We start from the raw sequence: 14,761 nt of genomic DNA on the forward strand, positions 1-14,761 counted from the left end.
CTTGTCCGACGCACCGCACCATGATGGGCTCGCCCGGCATCACGTCGGGCGGGCCCTGATGTCGTGCACGGCGTCCCGCGTGGCGCCCGGACGCGTCGGGGGGGCGGCGGGATCGGCGCCGCTGAGGGCGCCGCTGAGCCCACACCGATACTGCGCACGAGGGGTGGGATGCCGTCTGGCTGTGGAACCTACCGAGGGGCGTGCCGATCGCGTGATCTCCACTCGAACCACCTCTAGCGGTGAGCGGCCGGGGTCCGGTAGGAGTCCGCGGTGGCGCTGAGCACCTCGGTCCAGGGGGTGGGATCGAGGCCGAAGGCGGCGGTGGCCGCGCCTGAGTCCATCACGAAGGGCCGTTCGAGCTGGTACGCGACCTCGCGCAGAGCCCGCACGGTCGGGTTGACCAGACCCAGCGCCGCCAGCAGGACGGCCGGGATCTCGCCCACCCGCACCGGCGCGACCCCCGCGGCCTCGGCCAGGTCGGCGACGGCCTCGCGCTGGGTACGGGGCGGGTTGGTGGGGACGTGCCACGGCCGGCCCCAGGCCCGTGCCTCGCCGCCCACGGCGACCAGCAGCCGGGCGGCGTCCTCGGTGTAGGTCCAGCTGTGGGCGGTGTCGGCGCTGCGCAGCACCTGGACGCCGCGGCCGGCCAGCAGCCACGGCACCACCCTGGCCCCGAGCGGGCTCTCGGCGTGCGGGCCGATGTAGTTCGAGCTGCGGATCTCGGTGGCCCGGATCCGTCCGGCCCGGTGCAGGGCGAGCGCGTCCTCCCACATCCGGGCGCGCACCCGTCCCTTCACCGAGTTGGGGTCGAGCGGGGTGTCCTCGGTCATCGGGGCGGTGACCGCGCCGTAGCCGTAGAGGTTGCCGACCGTGGCCAGGACGGCGCCGGAGCGCTCGGCGGCGACCAGCAGGGCGGCTGCCAGCGGGGGCCAGTCCGTGGCCCAGCGGTGGTAGGCCGGACTGGCGCAGTTGTAGAGCACCGCCGCCCCCGTGGCCAGCTCGCCGAGCGCTCCGGCGTCGGTGGCGTCCAGCCGCACGGACCGTACGCCGGGCAGGTCGGCCAGGCCGGCTGCGGCGGGCGCGGCTGCGGAGCGGCTGACCAGAACGACCTCCTCGTCGCGCGCGGCGAGGAGCCGGGCGGTGGCCGAGCCGATGGGCCCCATGCCGACGATCAGGTGCTTGCTCACGGTTTCCTCCGACGCGACAGAGAACAGTGTTCTCGTTTGGTTGACGTCGAGAGACTGACGCAGCGCCGGTGAGTTGTCAAGAACGGTGTTCTCGTTTGCGTCTGATGTTCTCGCTTTTGCTGCAGCATGTCAGGATGGACGCATGTCCACCCCTCAGAAGCCCCGCACCGCACGGGAACGGGCCCGGATCGAGTTCACCGCGGAGATCAAGGCGGTGGCCCGCAGGCAGCTCGCCGAGAGCGGCGCCGCCGCGCTCTCGCTCCGCGCCGTCGCCAGGGATCTCGGCCTGGCCTCCGCGTCCGCGCTCTACCGCTACTTCCCGAGCCGCGACGCCCTGCTCACCGCGCTCATCCTGGACGGCTACACCTCACTGAGCGACGCCGCCGAGGCCGCCTACGCCGCACTGGACGTGGCGGAAGCGGAGCCGGCGGACGTACTGGAGCGCTGGGTCGGCGTCTGCCACGCGGTGCGGGACTGGGCGTTGGCGCATCCGCACGAGTACGCGCTGATCTACGGTTCTCCGGTACCCGGCTACGCCGCCCCCCAGGACACCGTGGCGCAGGCGACCCGGCTCCCCTACCTGATCGGCGCCCTCTTCTCCGACCGGCTCGGCAAGGACGGCAACCGCCCCTCCGACACCCGGCCCGCGATGCCCGACGACGCACGGCAGTCGCTGGCGCCGCTGCTCGCCGGACTTCCCCCGGACACCCCGGCCGACCTGGTCATGAGCAGCCTGATGGGCTGGACCTACCTCCTCGGCGCCCTCTCCTTCGAGCTCTTCGGCCACCGCCGCGAGATCATCGCCGACCCCCGCGCCTTCTTCGACCACGAGGCCCGCCGCCTCGGCGCAGCCCTCGGCCTCGCCACCTGAAGGGACGACGGGGGCCGGCCACCCGGTCCCAGGAGCGTGGCACCGGTGGCCGGGGACGGGGACGGGACGACGGACGTCACATGGACCGGGACCGGGACCGGCATGTAGACGCCCGCGCCCCCGAGCGTCGACCGGGTATCCGGCCCTCACCCGAGGTGGGACCGCCGGAGCGCTCGGCCCGAAAGCGAACGCCAGGGCGATTCGCCGGACGCGCATCGATCTTCGCCGTCTTCCCCAGCGCTGCGGGCACGCCGCAGACTGAGCGATGCGCAGCTTCATTCGTCGTTCACCCAGCGCATGAGCCGTTGCAGCGGATAGAAGCCGTCGTGGGAGAGGCCCGGTGGCATGCCGCCCGCCCCGCCGAGGGAGACCACGCGCTGCACCCCGGCGCAGGCGAGGGCGTCGCGCAGTTCCGCCTTGCGGGCGTCGGGGTACACGCCTGCCGTCTGGGTGGCCACCCCGGCGTGCCGCACGGCTTCGGAGAGTCCGGCGACCGGGACGACGTTGACGATCTTTCCGTCGGGGTGGAAGTCCACCGGCTCCGGAGAGCGGATGACCAGGCCTCGCCCCTCGTAGCCGCCCCACACCCGGTACTCGGGCGCCAGCGACCGTAGGACGTCGATCTCCTCGCGCAGTTCCCCGGCGATCCTCGGGCCGCCGGCAGAGCTGAACTCCCTCGCCGTTCCGAGGCGTTCGCACAGCAGCGCTGCGTAGCGGTCGGTGTCCTCCTCGGTCCCCTCCACGAACTGGAAGCGGCTGGCCACGCACGCCTGCTGGTTGAAGAACGTGGCATCCGCGGCGCCCGCGTCGGCCGCCCGTGCCAGCGACTCCCGCGAGTCGAAGGCCTCACGGCCGATCAGGGAGATGGACGTCTTGGGATCGAAGGAGACGAGCTCGAATCCCGGACCGACGTACCTCAGCGCCCCGCGGATCGTGGCCTCGCCGCCCCAGGCGACCAGCTTGTCGAAGAACTGCGGGCGGAAGAGGACGCTCTCGACCGCCTCGTCGCCGCCGCGCCAGTACACCGCCGAGAAGGAGCGGACCACCGGGTGGCCGGGAGCCACGCCGGCCATCGTGCGCAGGATGGCGGTCGCCGTGAAAAGGTCGTTGGAGGGCAGCTTCAGCAGATTGACGCCCTTGGTGAGGGCTCCGCGCACGACGGACATCGCGGCGACGCCGGGGGCGTTGCCGGCGATGATGTGCACCAGGCGGGGCGGGAACGCGCGGGTGGCCGCGGTGCGGCCCTCGGGCAGCCGCACCTCGCGCCAGCCGTCGAGCACGTCCGCGCCGCCGAGTTCGTGGTCGATCTGGGCGTACAGGCCGGGGCGCTGGAAGCTGCGCCACAGCACGGCGTAGGCGCGCTCCAGCACCTCCCCGGGGAGCGGGCTGACCCACACCATGCGGTCCAGGGCCTCGGCCAGCAGACCCTCGCGGTCCGCCCTGAGGGCCTCGCCGGTCTCCACCAGCAGGTCGACGATCTCCGCGACGGGCACGTGGAACGCGGGCCCGGGTTCGGTGCGCGGCCACACGAGGCGGTCCAGGTCGAGCGCCGGTGCGGTGAAGACGGCGTCCGGACGGTCGTGCGGGGTGTGCGGGCCCGTATCGACCTCGCCGCGGACGACGTGGGCGACGGCCACCGGGCTCACTGCCGTTGTCGTGGGCCTCATCCGTGGATCATCCCCCGCACATAGGAGTCGAGTGTCGCGGCGCAGGTGATCTTGTCATCGCCGCCGAGTTCGCCGTAGCGCCTGATGTCCGGCAGAACCGTCGGCCCCGCTCTGCCGCAGTCGCACGGCGAGAAGTCCACGAAGACGCGGTCGCCGCTGATCAATCCGCCCCAGCGGCCGGAGAGGGAGACGTCCAGGAAGGCGAACCGGCCTTCCATCACTCCGTGTTCGGGGTTCAGGAGCGTCTCGCCCGATTCGTCGAGCACCAAGGGGATCACCCACGGCGGCACGTGGTAGTCGCCCTTCTCGCAGGCGAGGCAGGAGCCCTGGAGTTCCGTCATGCCGTAGCTGCGGACGCGCCGCACGCCGTCGTAGAAGGCGGCGAACTGCGCCGGGTAGTCGTCGGGCAGCACTCGGCCCTTGTTGCCGCCGCCGCTGAGGACGAGTGTGTCCGGGTGCAGGCTCCCGTCGGGCACGCCGCGCGCCCTCAGGGCCTGGATCAGGGTGAACTGCTGGTTGTTCATCCCGGCGATCAGCAGGGGCTCGTGGCGGTGGGCGGCGATGTCGTCGACGATGCGGGCGACGGCCGTGCCCATCTCCGCCTCGCGGGCCTCGGACGCGGCCTCGAAGGAGCTGATCTCCTGCGGGGTCGCCGCGCCCTCCGCCATACGGCGACGCAGCAGCGCGCTGCTCATCAGCTCGGAGACCCGCATCGGATCCTCGGTGAGCAGCCAGGTCTCCCCGGGCCGGGCGAAGGCCTCCGCGTGCCACCGGAAGCCGTCGACGGAGCGCATCGGACCACTCGCCGGCGCGAGCAGGTAGCCGCGGCGGGTGGGCTCGGGCGAGAGCGGATCGGGCCAGCAGGTGAGGTGCTCCAGGATGTCGCGGAGGAAACTCAGGTCGCTCGCGTCGCAGTTGAGGAAGGAGACCTTTCCGGAGGTGCCGCTGGTGAAGTACGGGCGATGTCCGGCGGCCGTGATGCGGTCGGTCCACTCGTCGACGTCGCGTACGCCCTCCACGTCGACGTCGCCCGGTTCGACCGCGGACACGGTCGTGTACCAGCGCAGGAGCCGGTCCCACCGGCCGGAGGTGATGAGGGAGACGGGGTACGACTTGTAGCTGGTGTGGGAGAACAGCAGCGGCACGAGGTCGTCGAGACCGGTGATCTCGTGCACGCCGCACTCCTGCGCCCGGGTGCGCAGCAGGGGGATGCGCTCGCGGTGGGCGGCGAAGGCCTCCCGGGCGGCTTCGAGTTGCAACTCCCTCAGATCTTCGGCGGGTTGGTCGAAGGGATCGCCGGACAGGACCAGGGTTCGGATCTGTTCGCGTGTGCTGGGCACAGCGCCTCTCTCAATCGGTCGTGGCGGTCGTCTGCGCGGCGAGGTAGGACGACTCGATCGCGTCCAGGTCGCCTCGCAGTTCCTTCGGGGTGCCGACCATGGCGACGCGTCCGCGGCGCAGGACGTACACGCGGTCCGCGACGTCCAGCACCTTGCGCACGTGCTGTTCGACCAGCAGCGCGCCGAGTCCGCGGTCGGCCGCCTCGCGTACGGCGCGCAGGAGACGGTCGACCACGAGAGGGGCGAGGCCGAGGGACAGTTCGTCCGCGAGGAGCAGCCGGGGTGCGCGGCCCAGGGCGCGGGCCAGCGACAGCATCTGCTGCTCGCCCCCGGACAGCATGCCCGCGCCGGTCTTGAGGCGTTTCTCGAGCTCGGGGAAGAGCTCCAGGGCCTGCTGGGCCGTCACTCGGCCGACGCGGAGGTTGTCCGCGGTGTCGAGCCGGGTGAAGACCGCCCGCTCGCCGACGTACGCGAGGCCTTGGCGGGCCCGGCGGTGCAGCGGTGCGCGGCCGTCGTCGCCCAACCAGCGCACCTCACCGCCCATCGGGGTGAGGTCGCCCGAGAGCACCCGGAGCGTCGTGGTCTTGCCGGCGCCGTTGGGTCCGAGCAGGGCGACGACCTCGCCGGGGCGGACCTCCAGGTCGAGGTCGCGTACGACGGGTCGGGCGCCGTATCCGGCGGACAGGGCGCGGGCTTCGATCAGGGGTGGTCCGGTGTCGTGCACGGACGTTCTCCTTTGCTCGGACTCCGGTGCGCCGGTCGGTCAGCCTGCGGACATGGCCGTCAGCACCTTGCGGACGTCGACGAAGGTCGAGCCCGCCTTCGCCCAGTCGATCTTGCCGTTGCGGATGGTCAGTTCGGTGGCGGTGGTGTTGTGGATGCGGTCGAGCCCCTTGATCGGCAGGGCGGTCGACGGCTGCCAGGTCAGGGGCGGCGTCAGACCGCCGGTGTCGATGCCCGCGGTGGTGTTCAGCTCCTGCACCAGGGACGCGGCCGAGATCGTCGGCAGCTTCCCAGCAGCCTCGGTGAGGACCTTGAAGGCCACCCAGGTCGTTTCGTTCGCGCCGTTGCTCGTGTCGATGTCGGCGCCCTTGGCGGCCGCGACGAAGTCCTTCCAGACGGCGTCCGAGGTCGGGGGGTAGTAGCCGGTGATCGCGGCGCCCTCGAGCGGGCTGGCGCCGCCGCCCGTGGACGCGGCCAGTTCCGGGGTGAGGTTGCCGACGACGCTGCCGAGCCTGGTCTTCGCGCCGGACTGCACGTAGGCCTTCACGAACAGGTCCGAGTGCGTGCCCAGGATGACGCTGACGCAGTCGCTGCCCTTGGTGGCGGCGGCGACCTGCGGGGCGAGGTCGGTGGCGGTGACCGGCACCTTGAGGTCCTTGGGCGCGGCCCCTCCGGCGGAGGTCGCGCCGAGGGTGAGGAACTGCGAGACGATGGCGGCGGCCGCGAGGTCGTACCGTACGCCGGAGATCTTCTTGCAGCCCTCCTGCACCAGCTGCTGCCCGTGTGCCGCGAAGACGGCCGGGGTGCCGCCGTTGACCGGGAACGACAGCGGGTTGGAGAACTCCGCCGCCGAGACGCCGGTGCCGCCGATGTACGGGATGCCGGCCTTCTGCAGGATGGGCATGTAGCGTTCGCCGGCCAGACTGTACGAGCCCACCACGGCGACGACCTTCGCGGCGACCGCCTGCTGGGCGCACTTCTCGGCCTCGTCCGGGTCGTTCTTCTCGTTGCAGGTGAGCACCTTCAGCGGGCCGCCCTTGATGCCTCCGTTGGCGTTGATCCACTTCTCGTAGGCCTGGGCGGTGAGCCGGACCCCGGGCTGGGCGCTGCCCTGGGTGTCCTCCGGGTTCCAGACCATCACCTTGACCGGCGTGCCCTTCAGCTCCGAGGTCTGAGCCGCGCTGCCGGACGCCTCTCCCCCGCAGCCTGCGGCGAGCAGGGCTGCGGTCACCGCGAGGCTGCTCGCTGCGGCAGTTCTGCGTCGGCGTGAGTCGTTCATGGTTCCTCCGCGAGGATCGCGCCCGATGGGCGACGTCGAGATGCCGAACAGCATGGAGGCCGGACATTCGTTAGTGAAGTACTCTGGACACAATTATTTAAATAATTACTCTGTCTGTCTGGAGGTGCCACAGATGGACGACATCCTGCGTTTTGCACTGCTCGGCCTGGGGCTCGGAGCCCTTTACGCACTCACCGCGCACGGCATCGTGCTGGTCTACCGGGGCTCCGGTGTCCTGAACCTCGCGCACGGCGCGATCGGGATGGCGGGCGCCTATGTGCAGTGGGAGCTCGCCTCCCACTACGGCGTCCCCTACTGGCCCGCCACCGCGTGCGCGGTCCTCGCCTCCGCGGCGCTGGGCGTCCTCACGCATGTGCTGGTGCTGCGCCCACTGCGCCGGGCGTCCACCCTGGCCCGTCTGGTCGGCACGCTGGCGGTCTTCATCGTGCTCACCGCTATCGCCGTCAAACGCTACGGCGACAGCCTGCAACTGGTGCCGGGCAGGCTGCCCACCCGGCTGCTGACGATCGCCGGGGCGACGCTCTCCGAGGACCGTGTGTGGCTGCTCGGCATCGCGGTCGTCGTGACCGTGGCCCTCCATCTCCTGTACAAGCACACCCTGTTCGGCCTGGGCACCACCGCGGTCGCGGAGAACGAGGCCGTCGCCGCCTCGCTCGGCTGGTCCCCCGACGTGATCGCCGCCGGCAACTGGGCGCTCGGCTCGGCTCTCGCGGGCCTGACGGGCATCTTGATCGTGCCGGTCATCGGTCTGTCCGTGACCGGCCTGACCACCCTCCTGCTGAGCGCGCTGGCCGCCGCCCTGGTCGGCAGGTTCTCGTCGTTCCCCGTCACCCTGACGGGCGGACTCGTCATCGGCATCGTGCAGTCCGAGCTGACCCGCTTCGGCTCCGACGTCACCGGCCTCGCCTCGTCGGTGCCCTTCCTCTTCATCGCCCTGGCGCTGGTCGTACGGGGCAGGGCGCTGCCGCTGCGCGGCACGTTCCTGGACCGGCTGCCCGCCCTGGGCTCCGGCAGGGTGCGCCCCGTAGCGCTGGCTGCGGCCGTTGCGACCGGGCTGCTGCTGGTGAGCGTGTCGACGCCGCTGTGGGCCGACGCGATCACCAACACGCTGGTGCTGGCGCTGATCATCCTGTCGCTCGTCGTGGTCACCGGTTACGCGGGACAGGTCTCCCTGGCGGCCTACGCCCTTGCCGGGACGGGCGCCTTCATCGCGGGGCACGCCTCGGCCGACTGGGGGTGGCCTTTCGAACTCGCCCTCGTGGCTGGCGTATTGGGCACGGTTCCGATCGGGCTGCTGTTCGCGCTCCCGGCGGTCCGCACCCGCGGCGTCAACCTCGCGATCATCACGCTCGGGCTCGGCGCCACCCTGGAGGCGATGGTCTTCCAGAACACCGACCTGTCGACGACGCCGGGCAGCGACGGCATCGCGGTGGGCAGGCAGACGCTCTTCGGGATCAACGTCTCCGGGGTCGACCATCCGCAGCGGTACGCCGCCGTCGTGCTCGCGCTGTTCGTCGTCGCCGCGCTCGTGGTCGCCAACGTACGGCGCAGCCGCACCGGCCGGCGGCTCGTCGCCGTACGGGCCAACGAGCGGGCCGCGGCCTCCCTCGGCATCGACGTCCGCGCGGCCAAGCTCTACGCGTTCGGTCTGTCCGCGGCCATCGCCGCGCTCGCCGGGGTGCTCACCGGCTTCCGGTCCACCTCGGTGGTCTTCTCCGACTTCGCCTCCTTCGACTCCATCACCGCGCTCGGACTCGCGGTCATCGGCGGCGTCGGCTTCCTGGTCGGCCCGCTGTTCGGCGCGACCTTCGCCGCGGGCACGGTGGGCGCCCGGTTCGGGGACCTGGTGCTGCCCGGGCTGAGCGAGTGGATGCCGCTGATCGGCGGGATCGTCCTGGTGCTGACGCTGGTGGGCAACCAGGACGGCATCGGGAAGGGGGTCGGCAGGCCGGCGGAGACCGTCCGGCGCCGGATGGCGCGGCGGCGCACCGCGAACGGGGCCCCGCTCGCGGCGGCTCCGACGGGCTCGGCGGCCCCGACCGCTTCGGCGGTTCCGGCGGCTTCGACCGCCGCGAACGCTCCGGCGGCTGCGGCGAAAGAGGCAACCGTGCCCCGCGCCGCGCCGCTCTCCCTCCACGTGCGGAACCTGACCGTCCGCTACGGCGGTGTCGTGGCCGTCGACGGGCTCTCGCTGGAGGTCGAGCCGGGCCGGGTCGTGGGTCTCATCGGGCCCAACGGCGCCGGCAAGACCTCCGCCATAGACGCCGTCACCGGCTTCACCCGGGCCTCGTCCGGCGCTGTGCGCCTCGGCGTCCGGGAGGTGACCCGGCTGCCGGTGCACCGGCGCGCGGCGGCCGGACTGAGCCGGTCCTTCCAGTCGCTGGAGCTGTTCGAGGACATGACCGTGCTGGACAACCTGTACGCGGCCTGCGACCGGCCCGGCCGGTGGGCGTGGCTCACGGACCTGGTGCGTCCCGGCAGCCGCCCGCTGCCCTCGCATGTGCTCGTCGCCGTAAGGGAGTTCGGCCTCCAGGAAAGTCTGGACCGGCCGGTGGGCGATCTGTCGTACGGAGAGCGGCGGCTGCTGGCCATCGCCCGTGCCGTGGCGGCCTCGCCGTCCGTGCTGCTCCTCGACGAACCGGCAGCGGGGCTGTCCGACGACGAGACGCGGGAGCTGGCCCGTCTGGTGCGGCGGCTCGCGAAGGACTGGGGCATGGGGGTGCTGCTCGTCGAGCATGACGTCGACATGGTCATGAGCGTCTGCGACCAGGTCGTCGTGCTGGACTTCGGGCGCCGGATCTGCGCCGGGACGCCGGAGGAGGTGCGCCGTGACCCGGCCGTGAGGGCGGCGTACCTGGGCGACCTGGAGCCGGAGGCACTGTCCTGAAAGGGCTCGGAGGCGCTTCCCGGAACGGAAGCGCCTCCGGCCGGCCTCTCCTCAGCCGTTCCGCAGATCCGCGACATACGGTGCGTGGGACAGCAGGCCGCCGTCCACGCGCAGCGTGTGCCCGGTGATGAAGGCCGACTCGTCGGAGGCGAGGAAGACGACCGCCGCGGCGACGTCCTCCGGCCGTCCGAGGCGCGGGGTGAGGTGGTGACGCAGCATCGCCTCCCGGATCGCCCCGTGCGCCGACCCGGAGCTCGCCGGCGTGACGATGAATCCGGGTGCGACGGCGTTGCAGCGCACGCCCTGCTTGCCGTACTGGGTGGCGACGTACTGCGTGAGGTTGATGAGCGCGGCCTTGGAGGCGCCGTACGCGGGATTGCGCAGGTCGCCCGTGAGGCCGGAGCCGGACGAGGTGTTGACGATCGAGCCGCCGCCGCGGGCGATCAGGTGCGGGACGGCGGCCTGGATGGCGACCATCGTGCCGCGCAGGTTAATCCGCATCGTGTCGTCCCAGACCGCGGGGTCGGCCTCGACCACGGCGAGGTCCTGACGGGCGGCGAGGTGGGTGGCCGCCGCGTTGTTGTGCAGGACGTCGAGGCCGCCGTACCTGTCCACCGCGGCGGCCACCATGGCTCGTACGCTGTCGGCGTCTCCCAGGTCGACCGTGACCGCCGTGGCGGATCCTCCGGCGGCGCGCAACTCCTCGGCGACCGCCTCGGCGCCGTCGGAGTTCAGGTCGGCGACGACGGTGAGCGCTCCCTCCGCCGCGACCCGGCGTGCGGTGGCCGCGCCGATGCCGGAGGCGGCTCCGGTGACGATCGCGATTTTGTCCTGGAGCCGTCCCATGGCCGAACCGCCTTCCTCAGGCCGACAGTTGGCTGCCGACGACGGAGACGAACGACACGCATTCGCCGGGGCCGCCGCCGAGGTTGTGGGTCAGGGCGAGCGAACGCCCCTCGGCCAGCGAGGTGACCGTCCGCTCCGGCGGCGCCTCGCCCCGCAGCTGCAGCCACGCCTCGAACATCATGCGCAGGCCCGAGGCGCCGATGGGGTGGCCGAAGGCCTTCAGTCCGCCGTCGGGGTTGACCGGCAGCGAGCCGTCCAGATCGAACGCCCCGCTGGTGACGTCCTTCCAGGCCTGGCCGCGCTCGGAGAAGCCGAGGTCCTCCATCAGCACCAGCTCCGTGGGCGTGAAGCAGTCGTGGACCTCGGCGAGCGCGAGCTCGGCGCGCGGGTCGGTGACGCCCGCCTGCCGGTAGGCCTCGCGGGCGGAGGCGACCACCTCGGGGAAGGTGGTGAAGTCGTACTCGGGGTCGAGGAGTCCGTCCGCCGGGCCGGCGACGAAGGACAGCGCCTTCACGAAGACCGGTCGGTCGGTGTACCGGTAGGCGTCCTCGGCGCGGACGACGATCGCGGCGGCCGAGCCGTCGGAGACCCCGGAGCAGTCGAACACGCCGAGCATGCCGGCGATGACCGGGGCCGAGCGGATGCGCTCCAGGGGGACCTCCTTGCGGAACTGGGCGCGGGGGTTGCGGGCCCCGTTGACGTGGTTCTTCCAGGCGATGCGGGTGATGACGTCCTTCATCTCCTCGCCGGACAGCCCGTACTTGGCCGCGTAGGCGGGGGCGAGGAGGGAGAAGTTGGCCGGGGCCGTGATCTCGCCCCGGCTGTCGTCGCCCGCGCCGGGAATGGCGGTGCCGGACAGCCCGGACATGCCGGAGTCCTTGAGCTTCTCCACGCCGACGGCCATCGCCATGTCGTACGCGCCGGACGCGACGGCGTAACAGGCGTTGCGCAGGGCCTCCGAGCCGGTCGCGCACATGTTCTCCACGCGGGTGACCGGCTTGTGGGGCAGGCGCAGCGCCCGGCTCAGGGCCAGTCCGGACACGCCGGACGCCTGTGTGCCGAACCAGAACGCGTCGACGTCGTCGAGCGTGACGCCGGCCGAGGTCACCGCGTCGCCCACGGCGTCCACCAGCAGATCGTCGGCCGAACGGGTCCAGTGCTCGCCGAAGGGCGTGCAGCCCATGCCGACGATCGCGACCCGGTCCCGGATTCCGTGCGAGCTCATCCGCGTGTCCCCTCGGTCTCGCCCGTGCGCACCGGCCGGGCCTTCCAGAAGTAGTTGTGGACCCCGGCGGCGGTCACCGTACGCCGGAACGTCATCTCCACCCGGGCGCCGATGGCCGCGTCGGCCTCGGTCGCGTCGGTCAGCTGGCAGCGGAACCGGCCGCCGCCGTCGTAGTCGACGACCACGACGAGCATCGGCGGACTCGGGGTGTGGGCCAGCCGGTCGACGGTGAACGTGGCGACCGAGCCCCGCACGTGCTGCATCGGCTCGTCGGCCATGGTGTCGACGCTGCGGCAGGAGACGCACACCCCGTCCGGCGGCAGGTGCCGGGTGCCGCACTTCTCGCAGCGCGAGGCGACGAAGCCGTACTTCCAGGCGGTGCGGCGGTGGGCGGGCGGGGCGTAGGGCGGCTCGGGATCCGGCCGTCGGGGCGGTTCGCGGTCGAGGAGGCCGCGCCAGGAGAGGTACGTGGCATACGGCATCGGGGCACTGCCCGCGGCGATCTGCGCGGCGACCGGGCGGGCGCTGCGATGGGCGGGGAGCGCCTCGGTGGTGCGCAGCAGGAGGACTCCGGCGCCGTCGCCGAGCACGACGAGCGCGATGATCTCGCCGGGGGCGGCCCGGTCGAGGACGTCGGCGACGAGCAGGCCGGGCTGGGCGGCGCCGGCGTTGCCGATCACCGCGGCGAGATCCGGGGTCACCGCCTCGGGCCGGGCGCCCGCCGCTCGCCGTACCGCCGCGCACGCGCGTGCGTGCAGGCCGGAGACGACGAGGTGGTCGATCGCCGCGCGGTCGATGCCCGCCTGGTCGAGGGCTGCGGTGAGCGCCTTGTCCGCGAGGGAGACGTAGATCTCCTCGGCGAAGCGCTCCTCCCACACGCGGGAGGCGGGGGCGCCGGGCAGCCGCCAGCGTTCGAGGATCTCGTCGCTGACCGCGTCGTGGGCGAGGAGTTCGGCGAGGACGGGGGCTCCGTTGCGGTGGCCGCCGAAGACGAAGGCCGCCGCGCCGTCGCCGCCCGCGAGCTCGTCGCTGCCGCCGGGCAGGCCGGTGCGCAGGTCGGACAGGACCGTCAGGGTCGGGATCGGGGAGCGGGCGGCGGTGACCAGCGCGCCGAGACCGGAGCGTACGGAGCCGGCCATGTCGGCGGCGAGCACATGCTCGTCGAGGCGGAGCGCGGCGTGGACCGCGGTCGCGTTCGTCTTGTCGAGATAGGCGGGCGCCGCGGTGGCGAGGAAGAGCTGGCCGACGCGGGGGCGCAGGCCGTCGCGGGCCAGGGCGGTGCGGGCCGCCTCGACGGCCATGGAGGTGGTGTCCTCGTCGTAGCCGGCGACCGCCCTCGTTCCCCTGGCCGGCGGGGTTCCGAGTGCCGCGGCGACGTCGGCTCGGGCGAGGCGGTGGTACGGCACGTAGGCGCCGTAGGCGATGAGTCCGGGCATCAGCGTCCTCCAGGAGCTTCGTTGCCGGTGCGTTCGAAGACGGCCGCCAGGCCTTGTCCGCCGCCGAGGCACATGGTCTCCAGGCCGTAGCGGGCCTGGCGTCGGTCCAGTTCGCGCAGCAGGGTGGCGAGTATGCGGCCGCCGGTGGCGCCGACGGGGTGGCCCAGCGAGATGCCCGAGCCGTTGACGTTGAACCGCTCGAAGTCGGTCTCGGTCAGGGCCCATGCGCGAGTGCAGGCCAGCACCTGGGCGGCGAAGGCCTCGTTGAGTTCGATCAGGTCCATGTCGGCGAGCTTCAGCTCCGCGCGCTCCAGGGCCTTGGCCGTGGCGGGCACCGGTCCGATGCCCATCGTCTCGGGCGGCACGCCGACGACGGCCCAGGAGACCAGGCGGCCCAGCGGCCGCAGGCCGAGTTCGGCAGCGCGTTCGGGGTGGGTGACGACACAGACGGCCGCGCCGTCGTTCTGGCCGCTGGCGTTGCCGGCGGTGACCGTCGCCTCGGGGTCCAGGCGGCCGAGTACGGGCCGGAGTTCGGCGAGCTTGTCCAACGACGAGTCCGGGCGCGGGTGTTCGTCGGTGTCGACGACCGCCTCGCCCTTGCGGCTCCGTACGGTGACGGGGACGATCTCGTCGGCGAAGCGGCCTTCCCGCTGGGCCGCGACGGCCTTCTCGTGCGAGCGCAGGGCGAGTCGGTCCTGCTCCTCGCGGGGGATGGCGTAGGCGCGCCGCAGGTTCTCGGCTGTCTCCAGCATGCCCCCGGGGACGGGATGGCGGACGCCGCCCGAGGTGACGCGCCCGCGGGCCAGCCGGTCGTGCAGCGTGGCGCCCGCGCCGCGTACGCCCCAGCGGACGTCGGTGGTGTAGAACTCGGCCTGGCTCATGGACTCCACGCCGCCCGCCAGGACGAGGTCGCTCGCGCCGGTCTGCACCTGCATCGCGGCCGTGATGATCGCCTGGAGTCCGGAGCCGCAGCGGCGGTCGATCTGGAGTCCCGGCACCTCGACGGGCAGACCGGCGTCCAGGGCGGCCACGCGGCCGATGGCGGGCGCCTCGCCGTTGGGGTAGCACTGGCCGAGCAGGACGTCGTCCACGGCGGCGTGCGGTATCCCGGTGCGCTCCAGCACGGCGCGCACGACCGTGGCGGCGAGCGCGGCCGCCGTCACGTCGCGCAGGACGCCGCCGTAGCCGCCGACGGGAGTACGCAGGGGTTCGCAGATCACGGCGTCACGGAGGGGGGCGGGCATCGGGCAGGCCTTTCGTCTCGGCGGGCAAGCGGAGG

Annotated in this window: 11 protein-coding genes; 2 read left to right on the plus strand and 9 right to left on the minus strand. The window is 72.6% G+C overall.

Annotated elements, in window-relative coordinates:
- Positions 1-233: 233 nt before the first annotated feature.
- A complete protein-coding gene (locus Sri02f_RS26520; RefSeq protein ID WP_109003836.1) occupies positions 234-1,187 on the minus strand; it encodes an NAD-dependent epimerase/dehydratase family protein in 954 nt (317 codons plus the stop codon).
- Between the two features lie 142 nt (positions 1,188-1,329).
- Between Sri02f_RS26520 and Sri02f_RS26525 the strand changes: the two genes are divergently transcribed.
- The gene (locus Sri02f_RS26525; RefSeq protein WP_109003837.1) at positions 1,330-2,058 is read left to right on the plus strand and encodes a TetR/AcrR family transcriptional regulator; all 729 of its coding nucleotides are present in this window, start codon (positions 1,330-1,332) and stop codon (positions 2,056-2,058) included.
- A 275-nt stretch (positions 2,059-2,333) separates the two neighbouring features.
- On the opposite strand, the gene Sri02f_RS26530 is transcribed toward Sri02f_RS26525, so the two are convergent.
- Genes Sri02f_RS26530 through Sri02f_RS26545 form a run of 4 tightly spaced genes read right to left on the minus strand, consistent with a single transcriptional unit; the run spans position 2,334 to position 7,067 of the window.
- Positions 2,334-3,725, minus strand: a complete 1,392-nt coding sequence (locus Sri02f_RS26530; RefSeq protein WP_109003838.1) for an acyl-CoA reductase — start codon at positions 3,723-3,725, stop codon at positions 2,334-2,336.
- Entirely contained in the window at positions 3,722-5,065 is a 1,344-nt protein-coding gene (locus Sri02f_RS26535) for a phenylacetate--CoA ligase family protein (protein WP_109003839.1), read from the minus strand. Before Sri02f_RS26535 ends, Sri02f_RS26530 begins: the two co-directional genes overlap by 4 nt.
- 10 nt (positions 5,066-5,075) lie before the next feature.
- Positions 5,076-5,789, minus strand: a complete 714-nt coding sequence (locus Sri02f_RS26540) for an ABC transporter ATP-binding protein (RefSeq protein WP_109003840.1) — start codon at positions 5,787-5,789, stop codon at positions 5,076-5,078.
- A 39-nt stretch (positions 5,790-5,828) separates the two neighbouring features.
- Positions 5,829-7,067, minus strand: a complete 1,239-nt coding sequence (locus Sri02f_RS26545; protein WP_109004071.1) for an ABC transporter substrate-binding protein — start codon at positions 7,065-7,067, stop codon at positions 5,829-5,831.
- A 25-nt stretch (positions 7,068-7,092) separates the two neighbouring features.
- Here Sri02f_RS26545 and Sri02f_RS26550 point away from each other — a divergent pair, with 25 nt between their 5' ends.
- Complete coding sequence (locus Sri02f_RS26550) at positions 7,093-9,975, plus strand: branched-chain amino acid ABC transporter permease/ATP-binding protein (protein WP_245970811.1); 2,883 nt, start codon at positions 7,093-7,095, stop codon at positions 9,973-9,975.
- Positions 9,976-10,026: 51 nt separating this feature from the next.
- Here the strand turns inward: Sri02f_RS26550 and Sri02f_RS26555 are convergent, their stop codons facing one another.
- From Sri02f_RS26555 to Sri02f_RS26570, 4 genes are read right to left on the minus strand one after another with little or no spacing between them, the layout of a single operon-like run.
- A complete protein-coding gene (locus Sri02f_RS26555) occupies positions 10,027-10,821 on the minus strand; it encodes an SDR family NAD(P)-dependent oxidoreductase (protein ID WP_109003842.1) in 795 nt (264 codons plus the stop codon).
- A gap of 16 nt (positions 10,822-10,837) precedes the next feature.
- Positions 10,838-12,046 (minus strand): acetyl-CoA acetyltransferase, encoded by a 1,209-nt coding sequence (locus Sri02f_RS26560; RefSeq protein WP_109003843.1) that lies wholly within the window; start codon positions 12,044-12,046, stop codon positions 10,838-10,840.
- A complete protein-coding gene (locus Sri02f_RS26565) occupies positions 12,043-13,482 on the minus strand; it encodes an OB-fold domain-containing protein (RefSeq protein WP_109003844.1) in 1,440 nt (479 codons plus the stop codon). The genes Sri02f_RS26560 and Sri02f_RS26565 overlap by 4 nt, the downstream gene beginning before the upstream one ends.
- On the minus strand, positions 13,482-14,726 hold the full coding sequence (locus tag Sri02f_RS26570) for an acetyl-CoA C-acetyltransferase (RefSeq protein ID WP_109003845.1): 1,245 nt from the start codon (positions 14,724-14,726) through the stop codon (positions 13,482-13,484). Before Sri02f_RS26570 ends, Sri02f_RS26565 begins: the two co-directional genes overlap by 1 nt.
- Positions 14,727-14,761: the final 35 nt, after the last annotated feature.

Source organism: Streptomyces rishiriensis, assembly GCF_003112535.1.
Taxonomy (GTDB): Bacteria; Actinomycetota; Actinomycetes; order Streptomycetales; family Streptomycetaceae; genus Streptomyces; species Streptomyces rishiriensis.

Excerpts from the sequence above, each read along its gene's own strand:
- Sri02f_RS26525 (WP_109003837.1), top strand. The coding sequence starts at position 1,330 with ATGTCCACCCCTCAGAAGCCCCGCACCGCACGGGAACGGGCCCGGATC.
- Sri02f_RS26530 (WP_109003838.1), bottom strand. The coding sequence starts at position 3,725 with ATGAGGCCCACGACAACGGCAGTGAGCCCGGTGGCCGTCGCCCACGTC.
- Sri02f_RS26545 (WP_109004071.1), bottom strand. The coding sequence starts at position 7,067 with ATGAACGACTCACGCCGACGCAGAACTGCCGCAGCGAGCAGCCTCGCG.
- Sri02f_RS26550 (WP_245970811.1), top strand. The coding sequence starts at position 7,093 with ATGGGCGACGTCGAGATGCCGAACAGCATGGAGGCCGGACATTCGTTA.
- Sri02f_RS26555 (WP_109003842.1), bottom strand. The coding sequence starts at position 10,821 with ATGGGACGGCTCCAGGACAAAATCGCGATCGTCACCGGAGCCGCCTCC.
- Sri02f_RS26560 (WP_109003843.1), bottom strand. The coding sequence starts at position 12,046 with ATGAGCTCGCACGGAATCCGGGACCGGGTCGCGATCGTCGGCATGGGC.
- Sri02f_RS26565 (WP_109003844.1), bottom strand. The coding sequence starts at position 13,482 with ATGCCCGGACTCATCGCCTACGGCGCCTACGTGCCGTACCACCGCCTC.
- Sri02f_RS26570 (WP_109003845.1), bottom strand. The coding sequence starts at position 14,726 with ATGCCCGCCCCCCTCCGTGACGCCGTGATCTGCGAACCCCTGCGTACT.